Source organism: Sphingomonas arvum (assembly GCF_026013565.1).
GTDB classification, from domain to species: Bacteria; Pseudomonadota; Alphaproteobacteria; order Sphingomonadales; family Sphingomonadaceae; genus Sphingomicrobium; species Sphingomicrobium arvum.
The window spans coordinates 64,300-81,322 of the sequence record NZ_JAPDOB010000001.1; the positions used below are offsets into that span (position 1 = coordinate 64,300).

At 68.8% G+C, this 17,023-nt stretch carries 17 protein-coding genes; 10 read left to right on the forward strand and 7 right to left on the reverse strand.

Features of this window, described 5'->3' with window-relative positions; translation table 11 throughout:
- Positions 1-15: 15 nt before the first annotated feature.
- The gene (locus OMW55_RS00290; protein ID WP_264880008.1) at positions 16-618 is read left to right on the forward strand and encodes a peptidylprolyl isomerase; all 603 of its coding nucleotides are present in this window, start codon (positions 16-18) and stop codon (positions 616-618) included.
- Here the strand turns inward: OMW55_RS00290 and OMW55_RS00295 are convergent.
- From OMW55_RS00295 to coxB, 3 genes are all read right to left on the reverse strand, one after another.
- The gene (locus OMW55_RS00295) at positions 615-2,228 is read right to left on the reverse strand and encodes a M28 family peptidase (protein WP_264880009.1); all 1,614 of its coding nucleotides are present in this window, start codon (positions 2,226-2,228) and stop codon (positions 615-617) included. The genes OMW55_RS00290 and OMW55_RS00295 overlap by 4 nt on opposite strands.
- Before the next feature lie 172 nt (positions 2,229-2,400).
- The gene (gene ctaD / locus OMW55_RS00300) at positions 2,401-4,080 is read right to left on the reverse strand and encodes a cytochrome c oxidase subunit I (RefSeq protein ID WP_264880010.1); all 1,680 of its coding nucleotides are present in this window, start codon (positions 4,078-4,080) and stop codon (positions 2,401-2,403) included.
- Between the two features lie 18 nt (positions 4,081-4,098).
- Positions 4,099-5,313, reverse strand: a complete 1,215-nt coding sequence (gene coxB, locus OMW55_RS00305; protein WP_264880011.1) for a cytochrome c oxidase subunit II — start codon at positions 5,311-5,313, stop codon at positions 4,099-4,101.
- Positions 5,314-5,478: 165 nt separating this feature from the next.
- Between coxB and pyrE the strand changes: the two genes are divergently transcribed.
- Genes pyrE through OMW55_RS00330 form a run of 5 tightly spaced genes read left to right on the forward strand, consistent with a single transcriptional unit; the run spans position 5,479 to position 9,217 of the window.
- Positions 5,479-6,063 carry an orotate phosphoribosyltransferase gene (gene pyrE, locus OMW55_RS00310; protein ID WP_264880012.1) on the forward strand — a complete coding sequence of 195 codons (585 nt, stop codon included), beginning with the start codon at positions 5,479-5,481 and terminating at the stop codon, positions 6,061-6,063.
- The gene (locus tag OMW55_RS00315; RefSeq protein WP_264880013.1) at positions 6,060-6,788 is read left to right on the forward strand and encodes a pyridoxine 5'-phosphate synthase; all 729 of its coding nucleotides are present in this window, start codon (positions 6,060-6,062) and stop codon (positions 6,786-6,788) included. Before pyrE ends, OMW55_RS00315 begins: the two co-directional genes overlap by 4 nt.
- Positions 6,785-7,192 carry a holo-ACP synthase gene (gene acpS / locus OMW55_RS00320; protein ID WP_264880014.1) on the forward strand — a complete coding sequence of 136 codons (408 nt, stop codon included), beginning with the start codon at positions 6,785-6,787 and terminating at the stop codon, positions 7,190-7,192. Before OMW55_RS00315 ends, acpS begins: the two co-directional genes overlap by 4 nt.
- Positions 7,193-8,134 carry a signal peptidase I gene (gene lepB / locus OMW55_RS00325; protein WP_264880015.1) on the forward strand — a complete coding sequence of 314 codons (942 nt, stop codon included), beginning with the start codon at positions 7,193-7,195 and terminating at the stop codon, positions 8,132-8,134.
- A gap of 6 nt (positions 8,135-8,140) precedes the next feature.
- Positions 8,141-9,217 (forward strand): AI-2E family transporter, encoded by a 1,077-nt coding sequence (locus OMW55_RS00330; protein WP_264880016.1) that lies wholly within the window; start codon positions 8,141-8,143, stop codon positions 9,215-9,217.
- On the opposite strand, the gene OMW55_RS00335 is transcribed toward OMW55_RS00330, so the two are convergent.
- Together OMW55_RS00335 and rpsU are read right to left on the reverse strand one after the other, a co-directional pair.
- Positions 9,218-9,751: an FKBP-type peptidyl-prolyl cis-trans isomerase gene (locus tag OMW55_RS00335; protein WP_264880017.1), complete on the reverse strand. Its 534-nt coding sequence runs from the start codon at positions 9,749-9,751 to the stop codon at positions 9,218-9,220.
- Positions 9,752-9,830: 79 nt separating this feature from the next.
- A complete protein-coding gene (rpsU, locus tag OMW55_RS00340; RefSeq protein WP_264880018.1) occupies positions 9,831-10,037 on the reverse strand; it encodes a 30S ribosomal protein S21 in 207 nt (68 codons plus the stop codon).
- A 302-nt stretch (positions 10,038-10,339) separates the two neighbouring features.
- On the opposite strand from rpsU, the gene OMW55_RS00345 reads away from it, so the two are divergent.
- Positions 10,340-11,047 carry a murein L,D-transpeptidase catalytic domain family protein gene (locus tag OMW55_RS00345; protein WP_264880019.1) on the forward strand — a complete coding sequence of 236 codons (708 nt, stop codon included), beginning with the start codon at positions 10,340-10,342 and terminating at the stop codon, positions 11,045-11,047.
- 141 nt (positions 11,048-11,188) lie between these two features.
- On the opposite strand, the gene OMW55_RS00350 is transcribed toward OMW55_RS00345, so the two are convergent.
- Positions 11,189-12,535 (reverse strand): L,D-transpeptidase family protein, encoded by a 1,347-nt coding sequence (locus OMW55_RS00350; RefSeq protein ID WP_264880020.1) that lies wholly within the window; start codon positions 12,533-12,535, stop codon positions 11,189-11,191.
- Between the two features lie 185 nt (positions 12,536-12,720).
- Between OMW55_RS00350 and OMW55_RS00355 the strand changes: the two genes are divergently transcribed.
- A complete protein-coding gene (locus OMW55_RS00355) occupies positions 12,721-13,104 on the forward strand; it encodes a PilZ domain-containing protein (RefSeq protein WP_264880021.1) in 384 nt (127 codons plus the stop codon).
- Position 13,105: 1 nt separating this feature from the next.
- Here the strand turns inward: OMW55_RS00355 and OMW55_RS00360 are convergent, their stop codons facing one another.
- Positions 13,106-13,759, reverse strand: coding sequence for an arylesterase (locus OMW55_RS00360; RefSeq protein ID WP_264880022.1), 654 nt, complete (start codon positions 13,757-13,759; stop codon positions 13,106-13,108).
- A gap of 56 nt (positions 13,760-13,815) precedes the next feature.
- Between OMW55_RS00360 and OMW55_RS00365 the strand changes: the two genes are divergently transcribed.
- Together OMW55_RS00365 and OMW55_RS00370 are read left to right on the forward strand one after the other, a co-directional pair.
- Positions 13,816-14,490: an ABC transporter ATP-binding protein gene (locus tag OMW55_RS00365; RefSeq protein WP_264880023.1), complete on the forward strand. Its 675-nt coding sequence runs from the start codon at positions 13,816-13,818 to the stop codon at positions 14,488-14,490.
- Positions 14,487-16,964, forward strand: a complete 2,478-nt coding sequence (locus OMW55_RS00370; RefSeq protein WP_264880024.1) for an ABC transporter permease — start codon at positions 14,487-14,489, stop codon at positions 16,962-16,964. Before OMW55_RS00365 ends, OMW55_RS00370 begins: the two co-directional genes overlap by 4 nt.
- Positions 16,965-17,023 lie beyond the last annotated feature (59 nt).

Below are 17,023 nucleotides of genomic sequence, written 5' to 3' on the forward strand. Positions count from 1 at the left end.
CGCTAGGCTGCACTCATGAACCGCCGAATCGCCTTGCTTGTCAGCCTGTTGGCTCCGCTCACGCTGGCCGCTCAAGCCGCTCCACCGGCACCCGCAGAGGCACCCAGGGACGACCTGGTGCGGGTCGCGCTCGACACCGATCACGGCCGCATCCTACTAGCGCTCGACCGTGGCCGCGCACCGGCCACCACCGCCAATTTCCTGCGCTACGTCGACTCGAAGCGCTTCGACGGGGTAACTTTCTACCGGGCGATGCCTTATGGTGCCAACAATGGGTTGATCCAGGCCGGCATCACCAAGGACGCGCGACTGCTCTATCCGCCCGTCAAGCACGAGCCGCCTTCGAGGACGGGCCTGAAGATGGAGGCGGGGACAATCGCGATGGCCAACCTGGGTCCAGGCACCGCCCGCTCCGATTTCTTCATCCTGGCCGGGCCGATCACTACCTTCGGCGACAGCTTCGCGGCGTTTGGCCGCGTCGTGGAGGGCATGGACGTGGTGAAAGCGATACTCGCCAGTCCGGTGTCGCCGACCAACGGCGAAGGATCGATGAAGGGCCAGATGCTGGAACCGGCAGTGGTGATCCGCACCGCCCGGCGAGTTGATCCCGCGGCCTAGCGCCGCTCGGCTGCGCTCTCCGTCCTGGCGGCGGCATAGGGACTGCCTGGTAGCCAGCCTGGCCACGCGGCGCTGTTCGCCAGCAGCTGCCCGACTCTGAACGCCGCCAGAGCCTCTTGTGCGGTGCCGGCGTAGGTCCATTTGAGGTCGAACTCGTCGCACGGCTGGTGATAGCAGCGCGCGTTATAAGCCGACACGATACGCTGACCCGCGGCTCGGCCGCCCACCTTCAGATCGCGGCCGGCGCGGAAGGCGAGGGCGGGGACGCCGCGCTGGGCGAAGGGAAAATGATCGGAGCGGAAGTACCAGCCGGCCTCCGGGCTAGGCTCGGGATCGACGCGCAGGCCCTGCTCGGCAGCGGCTCGGATAAGCAGCCCTTCGACGTCGGATTGGCCCGGCCCGATCAGCTCCAGGTTGCGGGCGGCGGGCAGCACCACGTGCGGGTCGAGGTTGATCACCACGGCGGTGCGCGCCAACGGTTGGAGCGGGTGCTGGGCGTACCATTCGGCGCCGAGCAGACCCTTCTCCTCTGAGGTCCATGCGGCAAACACGACCGAGCGCTGCGGGCGCGGACCGGCGGCGAACGCTCGAGCGACTTCCAGCAGCTCGGCCGTGCCAGTCGCATTGTCGATCGCGCCGTTGCGGATTGCGTCGCCGCTCGCGTCGGGGCCGTTGTGCCCGTTGGCGTCCCAATGCGCGCCATAGAGGACGAACTCGCTCGGTCGAGCCGAGCCGCGCAGGATGCCGACGACGTTGTGGCTAACCACCGGCGTTGCCCGATTGACCACGTCTAGGCTGACGGTGCCCGGCAGGGGAACGGCACGGAAGGCCGCGCTTCGAGCGCGCCGCTTCAGCTCGGGCAGGGTCATGCCCATTTGCGCCATGAGCGGCAGCATCGCTTCGCGCCGGACAATGCCGCTGAACAGCAGCGGGTTGGTCTTGAGCGGCGCGTAGCTGAACGCCGGGACCCGGATGCTGCCGCCAACTTGGCTGTACGGCCAGCTGTAGGCCTGCTCTTCATGAATGAAGAGCACGCCGGCGGCGCCAGCCTTGGCCGCGGCTGACGCCTTGGCGCCGCCGCGCCCGCCGAACACCAGCGCACGCCCACCGAAGCCGAGGTCGCGGCCGGCCTCCAGGTCTGGGTCTCCGGCCAGCATGACGACCACCTTGCCTTTGACGTCCACGCCGGCGAACGCGTCCCAGCCGCGCGCCGGATCGGGAGCGCCCCAGCCGGCGAACACCAGCTCGGCGTCGGTGAGAGTGGTCCGGCCCGGGTTGGTCGGATTGATGTCGAGGTCGGGGCCACGCAGGACGGTGCCGCCACGACGGGTGCGGACGGTCAGGCGGCCGCCGGGCAGGGTGTCGAGCCGCACCAGCGGTACGTCCTGGAACCAGCCGCCATTCTCTCCGCCCGGTTGCAAGCCGGCCGCGGCCATCTGGCGCGCAATGAACTCGATGGTCGGCCGCTCGCCTTTCTCACCGGGTCCGCGGCCGTCGAACGCGTCCGATGCCAAGGTGCGGACGTCGGCCTTGATGCGGGCGGGGTCGATCGGCCCGGCGGCGGCGAGGGTGAGGAGCAGGGCGGGGGCGAAGAGAAAGGGGCTGCGCATGGCGCGAGTGGAGCGCTGCTCCGTGCGCCTTGCAAGAAGAAAGACAGCATTGAGTGGATCCGCACCGTCCATCGGGCTGGAATTGCGCCTACCCGCCGGCCGAAGCTCGGCGTCTCAACGAAGAAGGCCCGCCTTGCTCTCGCAAGACGGGCCTTCTTCGTGTGCGCCTTGATCAGTCGATCCGCGGGAGCGTCTCGAACTGGTGGAAGGGCGGCGGGCTGGGCAGGGTCCATTCGAGGGTGGTCGCGCCCTCGCCCCAAGGATTGTCCGGCGCCTTCTTGCCCTTGGCCAGCGACCAGATCACGTTGACGAAGAAGATGCCGACCGCGGCCGCCGTGATCATGTAGCCGATGGTCGAGATCTTGTTCCAGTAAGCGAACGCGTCCGGATAATCCGGGTAGCGTCGCGGCATGCCGTCAAGGCCGAGGAAGTGCTGCGGGAAGAAGATGATGTTCACGCCGGCGAACATCACATAGAAGTGAAGCTTGCCGAGGAACTCGTTGTACATCTTGCCCGACATCTTCGGGAACCAGTAGTAGAACCCGGCGAACAGGCCGAACACGGCGCCCAGTGACAGCACGTAGTGGAAATGCGCCACCACGTAGTAGGTGTCGTGCAGGTAGTTGTCGACGCCGCCGTTGGCGAGGACGACGCCGGTGACGCCGCCAACCGTGAACAGGAAGATGAACCCGATCGCCCACAGCATGGGCGTTTCGAACGAGATGGAGCCGCCCCACATGGTGGCGATCCAGCTGAAGATCTTCACGCCCGTCGGGACCGCGATGATCATGGTCGCGGCGGTGAAGTACATCTTCACGTTCACGTCGAGACCGGTGGTGAACATGTGGTGGGCCCACACGACGAACCCGACCACGCCGATCGCGACCATGGCGTAAGCCATGCCGAGGTAGCCGAACACCGGCTTGCGGCTGAAGGTGGCGACAATCTGGCTGATGATGCCGAACGCCGGCAGGATCATGATGTACACTTCGGGGTGCCCGAAGAACCAGAACAGGTGCTGGTAGAGCACCGGGTCGCCGCCGCCTGACGCGTCAAAGAAGCTGGTGCCGAAGTTACGGTCGGTCAGCAGCATGGTGATCGCACCCGCCAGCACCGGCAGCGCCAGCAGCAGCAGGAAGGCGGTGACCAGTACCGACCACACGAACAGCGGCATCTTGTGCAGGGTCATGCCCGGCGCGCGCATGTTGAAGATCGTGGTGATGAAGTTGATCGCGCCCAGGATCGAGCTGGCGCCCGCGAGGTGAAGTGCGAAGATCGCCATGTCCACCGCCGGTCCGGCCGAGCCGGACGTGGACAGCGGAGCATAGACGGTCCAGCCGGTGCCCGCGCCGAGGCCCGAGCCGCCGGGTACCATGGTGGAGCCGAGCAGCAGGATGAAGGCCGGTACGATCAGCCAGAAGCTGATGTTGTTCATGCGCGGGAACGCCATGTCGGGCGCACCGATCATGATCGGCACGAACCAGTTGGCGAAGCCGCCGATCAGCGCCGGCATGACCATGAAGAAGACCATGATCAGGCCGTGGCCGGTGATCAGCACGTTCCAGTGGTGATAGGCCTCATCGAGATTGGCGCTGCCCGCGCCGATCGGCCAGCCCATGGTCAGGTACTGGATGCCCGGCTCGGCCAACTCGGCCCGCATGATGCCCGAGATCGCGCCGCCGATGATGCCGGCCGTGATCGCGAAGATCAGGTAAAGGGTGCCGATGTCCTTGTGGTTGGTGGACATGAACCACCGGGCGAAGAAGCCCGGCTTGTGGTCCGCGTCGTGGTGGTCGTGCGCGCCGTGCGCCTCGGCCCCGGTCAGCGGAAGGGTGTCTGCGGTGGTAGCCATGATCGTTGCGTCTTCCGCTTACTGGGCGCCGTCGGTCGCGCGCTGGGCGACGCCGGGCTGGGTGTTGCCGGGAGCGGCCGGAGCGCCGGTCGCCGGAGTGGCGGTGGCCGGAGTCGGAGCCGCGCCCGGAGTGACGTTGGTCGGCGACATGGTGGTCGCAGCAGTGCTGTCGGCAGTCGGCGCGGGGCGCGCGCCGGGCATGGTGCCGCCCTTGCTGGCGACCCACTGGGCGAAGCGCTGCGGCGTCACCACCTCGATCGCGATCGGCATGAACGCGTGGCGCGCGCCGCATAGCTCCGAGCACTGGCCGAAGTAGACGCCCGGACGGTCGACGCGGGCCCAGGTCTCATTGAGGATGCCGGGGTTGGCGTCCATCTTCACCCAGAAGGCGGGCATAGCGAAGCTGTGGATCACGTCGTTTGAGGTGACGATGAACTTCACCGTCTTGCCGGCCGGAATCACCATCCGCTCGTCGACGCCCAGCAGGCGCGGGCCGTCCGCATCGGTGCGGAAGCGCGCGCCGGCCGCGACCTCGTTCTTCTCCTTGAGCATGTTCGAGACGATCTCGAACCCGCCGTTGTCCGGATACTGGTAGGTCCAGTACCACTGGTTACCGATCACCTTGATGGTCAGGTCGGCTGGCGGCGGGCTATACTGGTGCCGGATCAGGCGAATGGACGGAATGGCGATCGCCACCAAGACCAGCACCGGCAGCAGGGTCCAGACCACCTCGACGAAGGTATTGTGGCTGGTCCGCGACGGGGTCGGGTGGGCGGCCCGCCGAAACTTGACCACTGCATAGAGCAGCAGGGCCAGTACCAGCAGGCTCATTGCCGCGCACAGCACCAGCAGCCAGTTGTTGTGAAACGAAGCGGCTTCACGTCCGATCGGGGTGAACTGGTCCTGGGTACCCATGCGGCCGTCCGGCATGCCGATGCCGGGGGTCGGCACCGCATGCTGGAAGGTGGGGCCGGACACAGCGGGCTGGCCAGCGGAAGCAGGCGCCACCGCGCTGGGCCCCGGGGTCGGGTCAGCGATCGCACCAGGCGCCGGGGCAGGTTGCGCCGCCGGCGGGGTGCCGGTGTTCGCACTGGGACTGGCCTGGCCACTGCTGGGGGTCGGCGTCGAGGTCGCGTCGACCGTGCCCTGCTGCGGGGCGGGAGACGCCGTCTGCGCTGCCAACGGAGTGAGCCCGGCAGCGGCCAGGGCGAGTACCCATGCGGAGAACTTCATTGCTACCCTTCAGGTCAGTGACGCACCGACGCGAGGGCGCGCGGCACGGGGGAAACGGCGGCCTTATAGGTACAGACCGCCCGTCTCTCAAGCGCCTCGCTCGGCCTTGGTTGAAGGCGGCCGGGCCAGACCCTATCAACGGCTGTCAGCGGGCGGATAGTGGCAATGGACGAAGCACAGGTTCTGGCGGAATTCCGGGCGGCGGGAGCGCTGCTGGAGGGGCATTTCATCCTCTCATCCGGCCTGCGCAGTTCGCGCTACCTGCAGTGCGCGCGGGTGCTGATGGACCCGCGCCGGGCCGAGCGGCTGGCGCAAGCGCTCGCCGACCGGTTGCCAAGCGAGATGCGGGACTTGGTCGAGGTGGTGGTTTCGCCGGCGATGGGCGGCGTGATCATCGGCCATGAGATGGGCCGGGCGCTGGGCGTGCCGGCACTGTTCGTGGAACGCCCGACCGGCACGTTCGAGCTGCGCCGCGGCTTCGCGCTTGAGCCTGGGCAGAAAGTGCTTCTGGTGGAAGATGTCGTCACCACCGGCCTCAGCAGTCGCGAGGCAATGGCGGCGATCGGGGCGGAAGGCGGCGAGGTGGTCGGCGCCGCGGCGCTGGTCGACCGGTCGAACGGGGTGGCCGACCTCGGCGTGCCGTTCACGCCGCTACTCAGGCTGGATGTGCCGAGCTACGCGGCCGACGCCCTGCCGCCCGAGCTGCAAGCCATTCCGGCGATCAAGCCGGGCAGCCGGACCGCCGCGTGAGCGCCGCCCTGCGCCTCGGCGTCAACATCGACCATGTGGCGACCATCCGGAACGCGCGGGGCGGAAACTATCCCGATCCGGTGCGGGCCGCGCTGCTGGCGTGCGCGGCAGGGGCGGACGGAATCACGGCACACCTGCGCGAGGATCGGCGGCATATCACGGACGAGGACATCGCGCGACTGTCGGCAGAGCTGCCGGTGCCGCTCAACCTTGAGATGGCAGCCACGGACGAGATGCTGGGCATCGCGCTTCGCCATCGCCCGCACGCCGCCTGCATCGTGCCGGAACGGCGTGAGGAGCGGACCACGGAGGGCGGGCTGGATGCAGCCGGGCAGTTCGACGTGTTGCTGCGGTTCGTCGACGAATTGGGCGGCGCAGGCGTTCGGGTCAGCCTGTTCATCGAGCCGGACGAGCGGCAGATCGACGCGGCCTTGCGCCTGGGTGCCCCGGTGGTGGAGCTGCACACTGGCCGCTTCGCCCATCTGGGCGAAGGCGAGCGGGAGACGGAGCTGAAACGGTTGACAGACGCTGCGGCGCTGGCCGCCAAGAACGGGATCGAGGTGCATGCCGGGCATGGCATGACGTTTGATAACGTGGTGCCGGTCGCCGCAATCCCGCAGGTCAGGGAGCTGAACATCGGGCATTTCCTGATCGGCGAAGCTATCTTCATCGGCCTGGAGGCTAGCGTGCGGCGGATGCGCGGATTGATGGACGCGGCGCGGTGATTCTCGGCCTCGGGTCCGACCTGTGCAACATCGAGCGCATCCAGGCTTCGGTCGATCGCTTCGGTGAGCGGTTTCTCCAGCGCGTGTTCACGCCGCAAGAGCAGGCCAAGGCTGCCCGTCGACCCTTCACCGCCGCCGGCACGCTGGCCAAGCGCTTCGCCGCGAAGGAGGCGTTCAGCAAAGCCGTCGGCACGGGCTTCAAACGCGGCGTGTTCATGAAGGATATCGGAGTCGTTAATGCACCCTCGGGTAAGCCGACCTTGATCCTGACGGGGGGCGCCCGGGCGAGGCTTGACGCGCTGACCCCGCCGGGCCACGCCGTGGAGGTCCACCTGACGATGACCGACGATCATCCCTGGGCCCAGGCATTCGTGATCCTGGAAGCCCGCAAGCTGGAGCCCTGAGTGAGCGACACCGTCCTGACCGCCGACCCCAACGCCGCGCCGGTCGCGAGCCCGCCGGCGGCGCCTGCCGAGAAGAAGAGCTCGGCCCTGTGGCGCGAGCTGAAGGGGCTGTTCTGGGTCCTGCTCGCGGTGCTGGTGTTCCACAGCTTCGTCGCCAAGCCGTTCTACATTCCGTCGGAGAGCATGATGCCGGCGCTGCTGAAGGGCGACCGGCTGGTGGTCAGCAAATATGCCTATGGCTGGTCGTGGGTCAGCCCGACGATTCCCAATCCGCTCGGCATCTTCCGTTCGCTGGTGCTGCGCGATCCGAGCGCGTCGTGGGGCGTGACGTTGCCGCCGATGCAAGGGCGGCTATGGGGCAAGATGCCGGAGCGCGGGGACGTGGTGATCGTCACGCCTCCGGGCCGCAGCGAGGACTGGATCAAGCGGGTGATCGGCCTGCCGGGCGACACGGTCGAGGTGCGTGACGGGCACCTGATCCTCAACGGCAAGGAAATGCGCCGGCAGATACTCCCGCCGGCCATGATCCCGGTCGACCCCAATGCGCCGTGCGGGTTCGAGTTCATGGGCTACCAGGTGCAAGCGGCGGACGGCGGACGTTACTGCCGGCTGCCGATCGTGCGCGAGACCCTGCCCAACGGCGTCGCCTACAACACGATCGACGTCGGTCTGTCGCCCGGTGACAATTTCGCGGCTACCACCGTGCCGGCCGGCCAGCTGTTCCTGATGGGCGACGACCGTGACAAGAGCGCGGACAGCCGGTTCGACGCGGCGTCCGGTGGCCTCGGCGGGCCGGTGCCGTGGGAGAACATCGGCGGCCGGGCCGAGTTCATCACCTTCAGCCTCGATGGTACGACCCAGGTCTTCAACCCGGTGAGCTGGTTCGAGGCGTTCCGCTCCGGCCGGGCCGGCACCTCGCTGCGCGCCCATAAGCAGGACTGACCCAGGGTGGCCAAGGCTCCCCGACGGCATGTCGAGCAGCCCGGCCCGGCGGAGATCCGCGACCCCTTGGTGCTGACTGAATTGAAGCGCGCCAGCGTGTGGGCGGCGGTAGCGCTGGCGGTGCTCGGCGTGATCTTCCTCGCGCAGCCGCTGCTGCTGATCATCGGCGGGTTGATCTTTGCGGTTCTGCTGGACGGCGGCTCGCGGCTGATCGGGCGGGTGCTGCCGATCCCGCGCGGGTTCCGGCTGCTGCTGGTGATCCTTGCCGGCCTCGCGTTTGTCGGCTGGCTGCTGTGGTATGCGGGCACGACGTTCGCGGCGCAGTTCGAAGCGCTGCGAGCGACGGTCGAGGCTCAGGCATCAAGGCTGTTGGCATGGGCGTATGATCACGGGCTGGTCAGTAGCGGCAGCCCGGACGCCTTGCTGCAGCAGGTGGTGGGATCGGTCGGGCGGCTGACCAGCGCCGTCGGCAGTGCGCTGGGCGCGGTCACCAGCGCGGTGCTGATCCTGGCGCTTGGCATCTTCTTCGCGACCGAGCCGCGGCTGTATGACCGGGGCGTGGCATGGATGCTGCCGCTTAAGCACCGGGCATTGTTCTACCAGCTGATCGAGCGGGTCGGTTTCAACCTGCGGCGGCTGCTCTTCGGACGGCTGGTAGGGATGGTGTTCGAGGGCCTGTTCACCTGGCTGATGCTGGCGCTGGGTGGGGTACCGTTCGCGGCGCTGCTAGGCCTCATCACGGGCACGCTAGCGTTCATCCCCAACATCGGCGCGATCGTGTCGGGTGTGCTGATGGTAGCCGTCGGCTTCTCGGCCGGAAACGGCACCGGGCTGTGGGCGATCTTCGTCTATTTCGCGGTGCAGAACATCGATGGTTACCTGGTGCTGCCGTACATCGCGCGGAAGACGGTCGATCTGGCGCCGGCCATGGTGCTGGCCGCGCAGCTGGTGTTCGGGGCGCTATTCGGATTCCTCGGCCTATTGCTGGCCGATCCGATCCTCGCCAGCATCAAGGTGTGCCTGGAGCAATGGGCCCGGCACCGCCACCCTGGCGATGCCGTGGACGGCGAGCCGGACGCCTGATTACTGGCCGGAGGGCGGTGGAACTGCGCTGGGGTCGATGCCCGGCGGAAGCTGCCCGGCCATCTGCGCGGCGTTCGCGACCACCTGCACGACGTGGACGTCGAAGCTCAGGTCCGCGTTGGCCGGAATGGGGCTGCCCGGCGGCGGGCTGGCACCGTAGGCGAGCTTAGCCGGGATCTTGATCTTGTAGCGCCCGCCCTTCTGCATCTTCTGCAGCGCTTCAGAGAAGCCCGGAATGACCTGACCGGCCAGCATCGGCACGGCGCCCTTGCCTTGGGTGGTGTCGAACACGGTACCGTCCGGCAGGCGTCCTTCATATTCGATCAGCACGCCGTCCTGGCTGGTCACAAGCGGACCTTCGCCGGCCTGCACCGTGCGGAACTGGAGACCGCTGGCGGTCGCCTCCCCACGCAGCTGCCCAGCGCCGAACCAAGCCAGAGCCAGGCCGGCGAGCAGCACCAGGACGAAGCCGATGGTGGCCCGCACGCGGGTGGCGCGGGCAATGGGACGGATCGGAACCTGGGTGGCGCTCACGGGCGGACTCGCGTTCAGAAGGACCGGATACAAGAAGGGCCGCTCCGATCCGAAGCGGCCCCGATTCGCAAAGCCTGGCTTAGCGGGCGTTCTCGCGGTCGGCCCGCTTGCGCTCCAGCTTACGGGCGCGGCGGATGGCCGCGGCGCGCTCACGGGCGCGCTTCTCCGAAGGCTTCTCGTAGTGGCGGCGCAGCTTCATCTCACGATACACGCCCTCGCGCTGCAGCTTCTTCTTGAGCGCGCGCAGCGCTTGGTCGACGTTGTTGTCGCGAACGATGATCTGCATAAAAGTTCTTGCCGCTCCTTGTCTTGTTGCGCTCCCCTCGTGGGAGCCGTGCCCGACCGAAGCGGAACCGATGCGTCCCACGTCCAAGCCGCGCAATGAAACTTGTCGCCGCGAACCGAAGATACGCCACGTCGCCGCGCCCATAACCGAGGCGGTGACCCATTTCAACCTGAGTCCGACGGCGGCCTTCAGGATGAATCGAAGGGCGGTTGCGGCCAAACGACTTTTCGCACGCAAACTGGTTATCGGCCATTAACCCGTTGGATGGTATAAGCTTCGCTCAACTTCGGAGGATTATGCGGATGCAGGTCAATCGCCGGGAGATGCTGCGCTGGGGCACGATCGGGGCTGGAGCGGCCATGGTTTCGAGCGCTGCAAGCACCGCCGGCCTGCCTGCCGTGGTGTTCGCGCCGCCGCCGCTGGCGCGCGATCCGCTGCTGCCGTTGACCTCTCCGGCGCCCGTCCCGGCGGCCGCTGCGCCGACACTGCCGGGCCTCAATCCGCAGCTGCTGGCGAAGGCAAAGGCAGCGTTGGATGTTCATGTCCGCAACCGCGGCGTGACGGCGCGTGACACGATCGGCATTGTCGACTTCTCCGCGGCTAGCCGCGAGGCGCGTTTCCACTTGGTGGACCTGATGAACGGCCGGGTGGACAGCCACCTTGTCGCCCACGGCCGCGGCTCGGATCCCGATCACTCGGGCTTCGTGGAGCGCTTCTCCAACCAGCCGGGGTCGGAAGCGACCAGTAATGGCGCTTACTCCACCGGCGAATATTACCAGGGCAAGTACGGGCTTTCGATGAAGGTCCGCGGGCTCGACTGGTCGAACAACAACGCGGAGGCGCGGGCGATCGTCATCCACAATGCCTGGTACGCCGAGCCGGACATGATCGCCCTGCACGGCAAGCTCGGCCGCTCGGAAGGCTGCTTTGCGTTCAGCAAGGCGAGCCAGTGGGAAGTGATGCGGCGCCTGGCCGGCGGCCGCATGATCTACGCGGATAAGCTAGCGTAATCGCGGAGCTCCGAGCCTAAGCTAACGAACGGCGCCCGTTCGGCAGCTTAGGCGAGAGAGGCGGAGCGACGGCCGGCGTGTCGGCGGAGCCGAACACGACCGACGTCGCGCGATCGATCCGCGTGACCCCCTTCCAACTTTCTACTTGCTCGAAGCCGTCTTCGTCGGCGTCGTACCCGGCGTCTTGGGCCCGTCGCGGTCGTTCAGGGCCGCCAGCACGGCACCGTCACGCTTGTACAGGTCGTCATACTGGACGAGGCTGCCATCGGTCAGCGCGGCGGTGCTGAAGTAGACGATGTAGACCGGCACCGGCTTCACGAAGTCGGCCTTCACCGTCTTGGCGCTGGCCAGCGTGCTGTCGATCCGCTCCTGCGTCCACTCGCCGCCATCGTCGGCCAGCAGCTCGGCCGCGAGGTCGAGGATGTGCTCGGTGCGGATGCAGCCGTGACTGAGGAAGCGGGCGCGGCTGTCGAACAGGCCACGGTTGTTGGTGTCGTGCAGGTAGATGTTGTGCGGATTCTGCATGACGAACTTGATCTTGCCGAGCGCGTTGCGGGCGCCGGGCGGCTGGCGCCAGCGCTGGACCTTGCCGTCCTTGCCCTTGACCGCGACGTAGCCGGCCTTGCCGGCGACCTCGCCAGACAAGCTGGGCGGCACTTCCCACCAGGGATTGAGGATCACGCCCGTGGCGTTGACCGACAGCTGCGGCGTCGGGGTCCGGACCGCGCCGGCGATCGCCCGGTGCTTCCAGCGGGTCTGGCTGTTCTCGACCAAAGTCGCGAACTGACCGGGCACGTTGACGATGATGTACTTCTGCCCAAGGTCGCGCGGCAGCCAGCGCCAGCGATCCATGTTGGTGCGAATTTTGTTCACCGCGGCGGTGTCGCCCGGCTTGGCGAGCGCCAGCGCCTGGCGGAGAGCGCCATATTGTGGATGCGTCGGCAGCAAGCCGTTAAGGATGTCGGCCACTCGGCCGCCGCTGACCGCCTGGACCAGCAACTGGTCGGAGCGGGTGACATCCAGGTCGGGATCGGTGACGAACCACTGGGTGCGGGCCGAACGGGGCACATGGCCGAGGGCGAGATCGCGGGCGACCTTGCGGAAGCTGCCGGTGGCGGCCTTGGCGAGGGTGGCGGGATCGCCGCCGCGGATTGCGAGCTGCAGTGTGTCCGGGTCGTAGTCGCGCGGGTCGAGACCCTCGCGCGCTACCCCGCGGATGTAGGTGAGCAGGTCCTGTGCCGCCGCGACTGGCCAGACGGGCGGCGCCATCTCGACCACGGGCGGTGGCGGAGGCGGCGGTGCCGGCGTCGCGGCAGGCGCGGTTGGGGCCAGCGGGTCGGTGCCCGGGGGCAGGGTCGGTTGGGCCGTCCGGGCACTCGCTGGAGCGGTCGGCGCAGGAGTGGACCGGACCGCCGTCTGGGCCCAGGTAGCCGCCGGCACGAGCGTGGCCGAAGCCATCAGCGTCACACAAAGAAAACGCGCGTTCATCTGTCCCCAACCCGTTGTTTTGGTGCGCATTGTCGCGCCCCGTCCGACGCCATCATGCCCGCTCGTCCCCATACCAGTGATGAACCGGGCGGAACAGTGTCGCACGGGTGCCACACTGGCCTTGGCGCTTAGGCTTTCTTAAGGGCTGCGGCGCCAGGCTTGGTGAACGCGGGAGGAACCAAGCGATGGAGCTGTACGCTAAGGCCGTAACGACCGACCTGGTGGGCGACGCCTGGCCGGATGGCGGGGAGTCGTGGAGAGTGTCGATTGAGGCGCGCATCGCCGGGGACAACACGGCCGCCGAACGGCGCCGTGCCGCCCGTGCGCCGGTGGAGGTCGACGCCCGCGTGCGTGAGTTGGGCTCCGAGGGCTGCGAAGCCAAGGTGCTGAACATCTCGGCCACAGGCTTCATGGCGGAGACCGCGGCCGAGTTCGAGGTTGGCGCCCGGGTGTGGCTGATCCTGCCGGGGCGCGAGCGAGCCAATGCAGTGGTGCGCTGGTGCGAAGGCGACCGGATCGGCGCCGAGTTCGCCGAGCCGATCGACACCACAGGCCTGCTGCAACGCTGAACTAGCGGCGGCGCGCAAGGGCCCGCTGCACCGTCGGCAGGATCCCGGTCACGATCCGCTTGATGCCTTCGAAGTTGGGGTGGACGCCATCGGGCAGGGCCAGCGCGCGGTTGCCGACCACGCCCTGAAGGAAGAACGGGTAGAGGGTCGCGTCATATTTGCGCGCGATCGTCGGGAAGATGCGGTCGAAGCGGCTGCGGTAGCGTGGGTCGAGGTTGGGCGCGGACAACATGCCGGCGACCAGCACAGGAATGCCGCGCTTATCGAGCTCTCCGACGATGGCGTCGATGTTGGCCTCGGTGACGCCCGGATCAACGCCGCGCAGCATGTCGTTGGCACCCAGTTCGACGATGGCGAGATCGGGCTTGCGCGGAAGGCCGTCGAGAGTCCAGCCGAGCCGGGCGCGCCCGCCTGAGCTGGTGTCGCCGGAAACGCCGGCGTCGTGCACCGAAGCCTTGATGCCGTGGCGGCGCAGCGCGGCCTCGAGCTGCGGCGCAAAGCCCAGCCCGCGGCCCAGGCCGTAGCCGGCGGTCAGGCTGTCGCCGAACGCCAGGATGAAGGGCTCGCCAGTTGCGGTGGCCCGGGCGGCGGGCTGGGCGGAAGCGGCGGCGGGGATGGCGGCGGAGAGTAGGGGGAGCAGGAAGAACTTCAGCATCCCTGGTCATCTAGGCCGTTGTCGCGCGCCTTCAACGGCCCTAGCTCGGCGGCTGCATGACCGAGCCCTTGATTGATCTTTCCGACATTCGCCTGACGCTGGGCCGGGACGACGCCCGGACGGAGATCCTGCGCGGCATCGATTTCCGCTTGGACGAGGCCGAGCGGGTAGCGATCCTCGGCGCCTCAGGATCGGGCAAGAGCTCGCTGATGGCGGTGATCGCCGGGCTGGAACGGGCGAGCGGCGGGACGGCGCGGGTGCTGGGGCAGGACGTCGGCGCGCTGGACGAGGATGCGCTGGCGCGGCTCCGCGGACGCGGGATCGGGATCGTGCTACAGGCCTTTCACCTGCTGCCGACCATGACCGCGCTGGAGAATGTCATGGTGCCGATGGTGCTGGCCGGCGTGCCCGACCCGCGCGGGCGGGCGGCGGCGGAGCTTGAGGCGGTCGGCCTGGGGCATCGGCTGAACCATTTCCCCACCCAGCTGTCGGGCGGCGAGCAGCAGCGGGTGGCCATAGCCCGGGCGACCGCGCCGGCGCCGAGATTGCTGCTGGCCGACGAGCCGACCGGCAACCTTGATGCGGCGACGGGCAGCCAGATCGTCGACCTGCTGTTCGAGCGGGTGCGGGCAGCCGGCGCGGGTCTATTGGTTATCACACACGACCCCGCCGTGGCCGAGCGGGCGGACCGGATCGTCCGCATCGCGGACGGGCGGATCGCGGGCGAATGAACGTAGCGGCGCTCGCCCGGCGTGACCTGCGTGGCGGCATCGGCGGATTGTGGCTGCTGCTGGCCTGCCTGACGATCGCGGTGGCGGGACTGGCGTCGGTGACCAGCCTGGCCAGCTCCATTCGCTCGGCCTTGGCGGAGAACAGCCGCGGGCTGCTGGGCGGCGACCTGTTGCTGAGCACGGCGCAGCGTTCGGCGACGGCGGAAGAGCTCTCGGCGATGCGGCGCCTGGGGGCGGTGGCGGAGAGCGTTACGACCCGTGCGAACGTGGTTGCGCCTGGTGGAAGCGCTTTGGTGGAATTGTCGGGCGTGGGTCCCGGTTGGCCGCTGGCAGGCCGGGTTGAGCTGGATGCCGGGCGCATGCCGGGCAGCGGCGAAGTGGCGCTCGGCCGCGAACTGGCGGACCGGTTCGGGCTGCGGCCCGGCACGGCGGTGCAGGTCGGCTTCGCGCAATTCAGGGTGAGCGGGGTGATCCGCTCGCTGCCGGCCGTGTCCGGCTTCGCGCTCGCGCCGCCGGCGCTGGTCAGCCCGGAGGGCCTGCGGGCAACCGGGCTGATCCAGCCGGGGAGCCTGTATACCAGTGGGTACCGGCTCCTGCTGCTGCCCGACGCGGACGGCGTGGCGGTCGGCAAGGCGTTCCAGGCGCGCTTCCCCGACGGCGGCTGGCGCGCCACCGACAAAGGCGACGCCGCCGGGGGCACACGGCGGTTCGTTGACAATGTCGGGCAGTTGCTGCTGCTGATCGCGCTGGGCGCCTTGGGGATCGGCGGCATCGGGGTGGCAAGCGCAATCGCTGCCTTCGCCGCCTCGCGCCGGAGCAGCATTGCCGTGCTGAAGATCCTGGGCGCGCGACGGCGCGACCTCGCGTTCATGCTGGGCATCGCCGTGGCGGCGCTGGCCGGGGCGGCGATCCTGCTCGGGTTGGCGATAGGCGCGCTGACACCGGCGATTGTCGGTCGGGCCACGGCGGACCTGCTGCCGATCCAGCCGGACCCGTCGCCGCAATGGGGCGCACTGGGGCTGAGCGCCGTCTTCGGCCTGCTGATCACGCTGGCGGCGGCGTGGCGGCCGCTGGCGCGGGCCGTGAACGAGCGGCCGGCAACCGTGCTGCGCGGAGACGTGGCCGAGGCGGACGGGCGGCCGGGCTGGCGCTCGCTGCTGGTGCCGGTGGCGGCGGTGGTCGCCGCGGCCGGGCTGGCGCTGGCGACGGCCGCCAGCCGCGAGCTGACCTTGTACGCATTCGCCACAGCCGCCGTCCTGACCGGCCTGTTCGCGCTGCTCGGCTGGCTGGTGAAGCGTGCCGCTCGGCTGGCCGGCGGCCGCGGCGGGCCAGTGACCCGGCTCGGCATCGCCGCGCTGCATCGACCCGGGTCGGCCACCGTGCGGCTGAGCATCGCGCTGGGGCTCGGCCTGTCGCTGCTAGTGGCGCTGAGCGCCATCGGGTCGAGCCTGTCGCACGAGCTGCGCGGGACCGTGCCGCAGAAGGCGCCGGCGCTGTTCATGCTCGACATTCCGGCGACGGAGGAAGCGCGGTTCAGGGCGCTGGCGGCGCGGGAACTGCCGGGGTCGGAGCTGCGGCTGGTGCCGTCGCTGCGCGGGCCGGTCACCGCTGTGAATGGCCAATCGGTGTCGGCGATGCGCGCCATTCCGGAGGGCGCCTGGATCCTGCGCGGCGATCGTGGGCTGACGTTCGCCGCCGAATTGCCGCCGGGCAACCGGGTGGTGGCGGGAGAATGGTGGCCGGCGACGTACCGCGGGCCGCCGTTGGTGTCGCTCGACGTCGAGGCGGGCAAGGCGCTGAACCTGAAAGTCGGAGATCGGATCACCGTGGCGGTGCTCGGCCGGCCGATCGAGGCGCGGATCGCGTCGTTCCGGGAGATTGACTGGCGCAGTTTCGGGTTCAACTTCGCGATCATCTTCGCGCCGGGAACGCTGGAGAGCGCGCCCTACACGCTGATGGCGACGGTCGCGCCCGGCGCCGGCCGCTCCACCGCCGGGTTCGAGCGCGCGCTGGCGGCCGAGCTGCCGATGGTGAGCTCGATCCGGGTGGCGGAGGTGGTGGAGCGCATCCAGACCATCCTTGATGCAATGGACGCGGCGATCCGGCTGGCGACGGGCCTCGCCATCCTGATCGGGGTTGCGGTGCTGGCGGGCGCGGTGGCCGCGACCCGGGCCAGCCGGGCGCGGGAAAGCGTGCTGCTGAAGCTGGTCGGCGCGACGCGGCGGCAAGTGCTCGCCGCTCAGCTGATCGAATTCGGGCTGATGAGCGGGGCCATCGCGCTGGTCGCTCTCCTGCTCGGCACTGCGGCGGGCTGGGCGGTGGTCGGTCCCTGGTTCAAGCTGCCGTTCCGGCCTGACTGGGGGAGCCTAATCGGGCTGCCGCTGGCGGGCATCGCGGTGGCGGTGGCGGTCGCCCTGCTCACCGCCTGGCCGGCGTTGCGGGCGCGGCCGGCCGAGGCGCTGCGCAGCCTCTAGGCCGGCGATCCCGCGTTAGGACAAATGAAACCATATCGTCACGGTTCGCGTTGGGCGGG

Bases quoted from the DNA above. Each gene is read 5' to 3' on its own strand.
- OMW55_RS00290 (WP_264880008.1), top strand. From the start codon at position 16: ATGAACCGCCGAATCGCCTTGCTTGTCAGCCTGTTGGCTCCGCTCACG.
- OMW55_RS00370 (WP_264880024.1), top strand. From the start codon at position 14,487: ATGAACGTAGCGGCGCTCGCCCGGCGTGACCTGCGTGGCGGCATCGGC.
- ctaD (WP_264880010.1), bottom strand. From the start codon at position 4,080: ATGGCTACCACCGCAGACACCCTTCCGCTGACCGGGGCCGAGGCGCAC.
- rpsU (WP_264880018.1), bottom strand. From the start codon at position 10,037: ATGCAGATCATCGTTCGCGACAACAACGTCGACCAAGCGCTGCGCGCG.
- coxB (WP_264880011.1), bottom strand. From the start codon at position 5,313: ATGAAGTTCTCCGCATGGGTACTCGCCCTGGCCGCTGCCGGGCTCACT.
- OMW55_RS00295 (WP_264880009.1), bottom strand. From the start codon at position 2,228: ATGCGCAGCCCCTTTCTCTTCGCCCCCGCCCTGCTCCTCACCCTCGCC.
- OMW55_RS00355 (WP_264880021.1), top strand. From the start codon at position 12,721: ATGGAGCTGTACGCTAAGGCCGTAACGACCGACCTGGTGGGCGACGCC.
- OMW55_RS00365 (WP_264880023.1), top strand. From the start codon at position 13,816: ATGACCGAGCCCTTGATTGATCTTTCCGACATTCGCCTGACGCTGGGC.
- OMW55_RS00345 (WP_264880019.1), top strand. From the start codon at position 10,340: ATGCAGGTCAATCGCCGGGAGATGCTGCGCTGGGGCACGATCGGGGCT.
- OMW55_RS00360 (WP_264880022.1), bottom strand. From the start codon at position 13,759: ATGCTGAAGTTCTTCCTGCTCCCCCTACTCTCCGCCGCCATCCCCGCC.
- pyrE (WP_264880012.1), top strand. From the start codon at position 5,479: ATGGACGAAGCACAGGTTCTGGCGGAATTCCGGGCGGCGGGAGCGCTG.
- OMW55_RS00350 (WP_264880020.1), bottom strand. From the start codon at position 12,535: ATGAACGCGCGTTTTCTTTGTGTGACGCTGATGGCTTCGGCCACGCTC.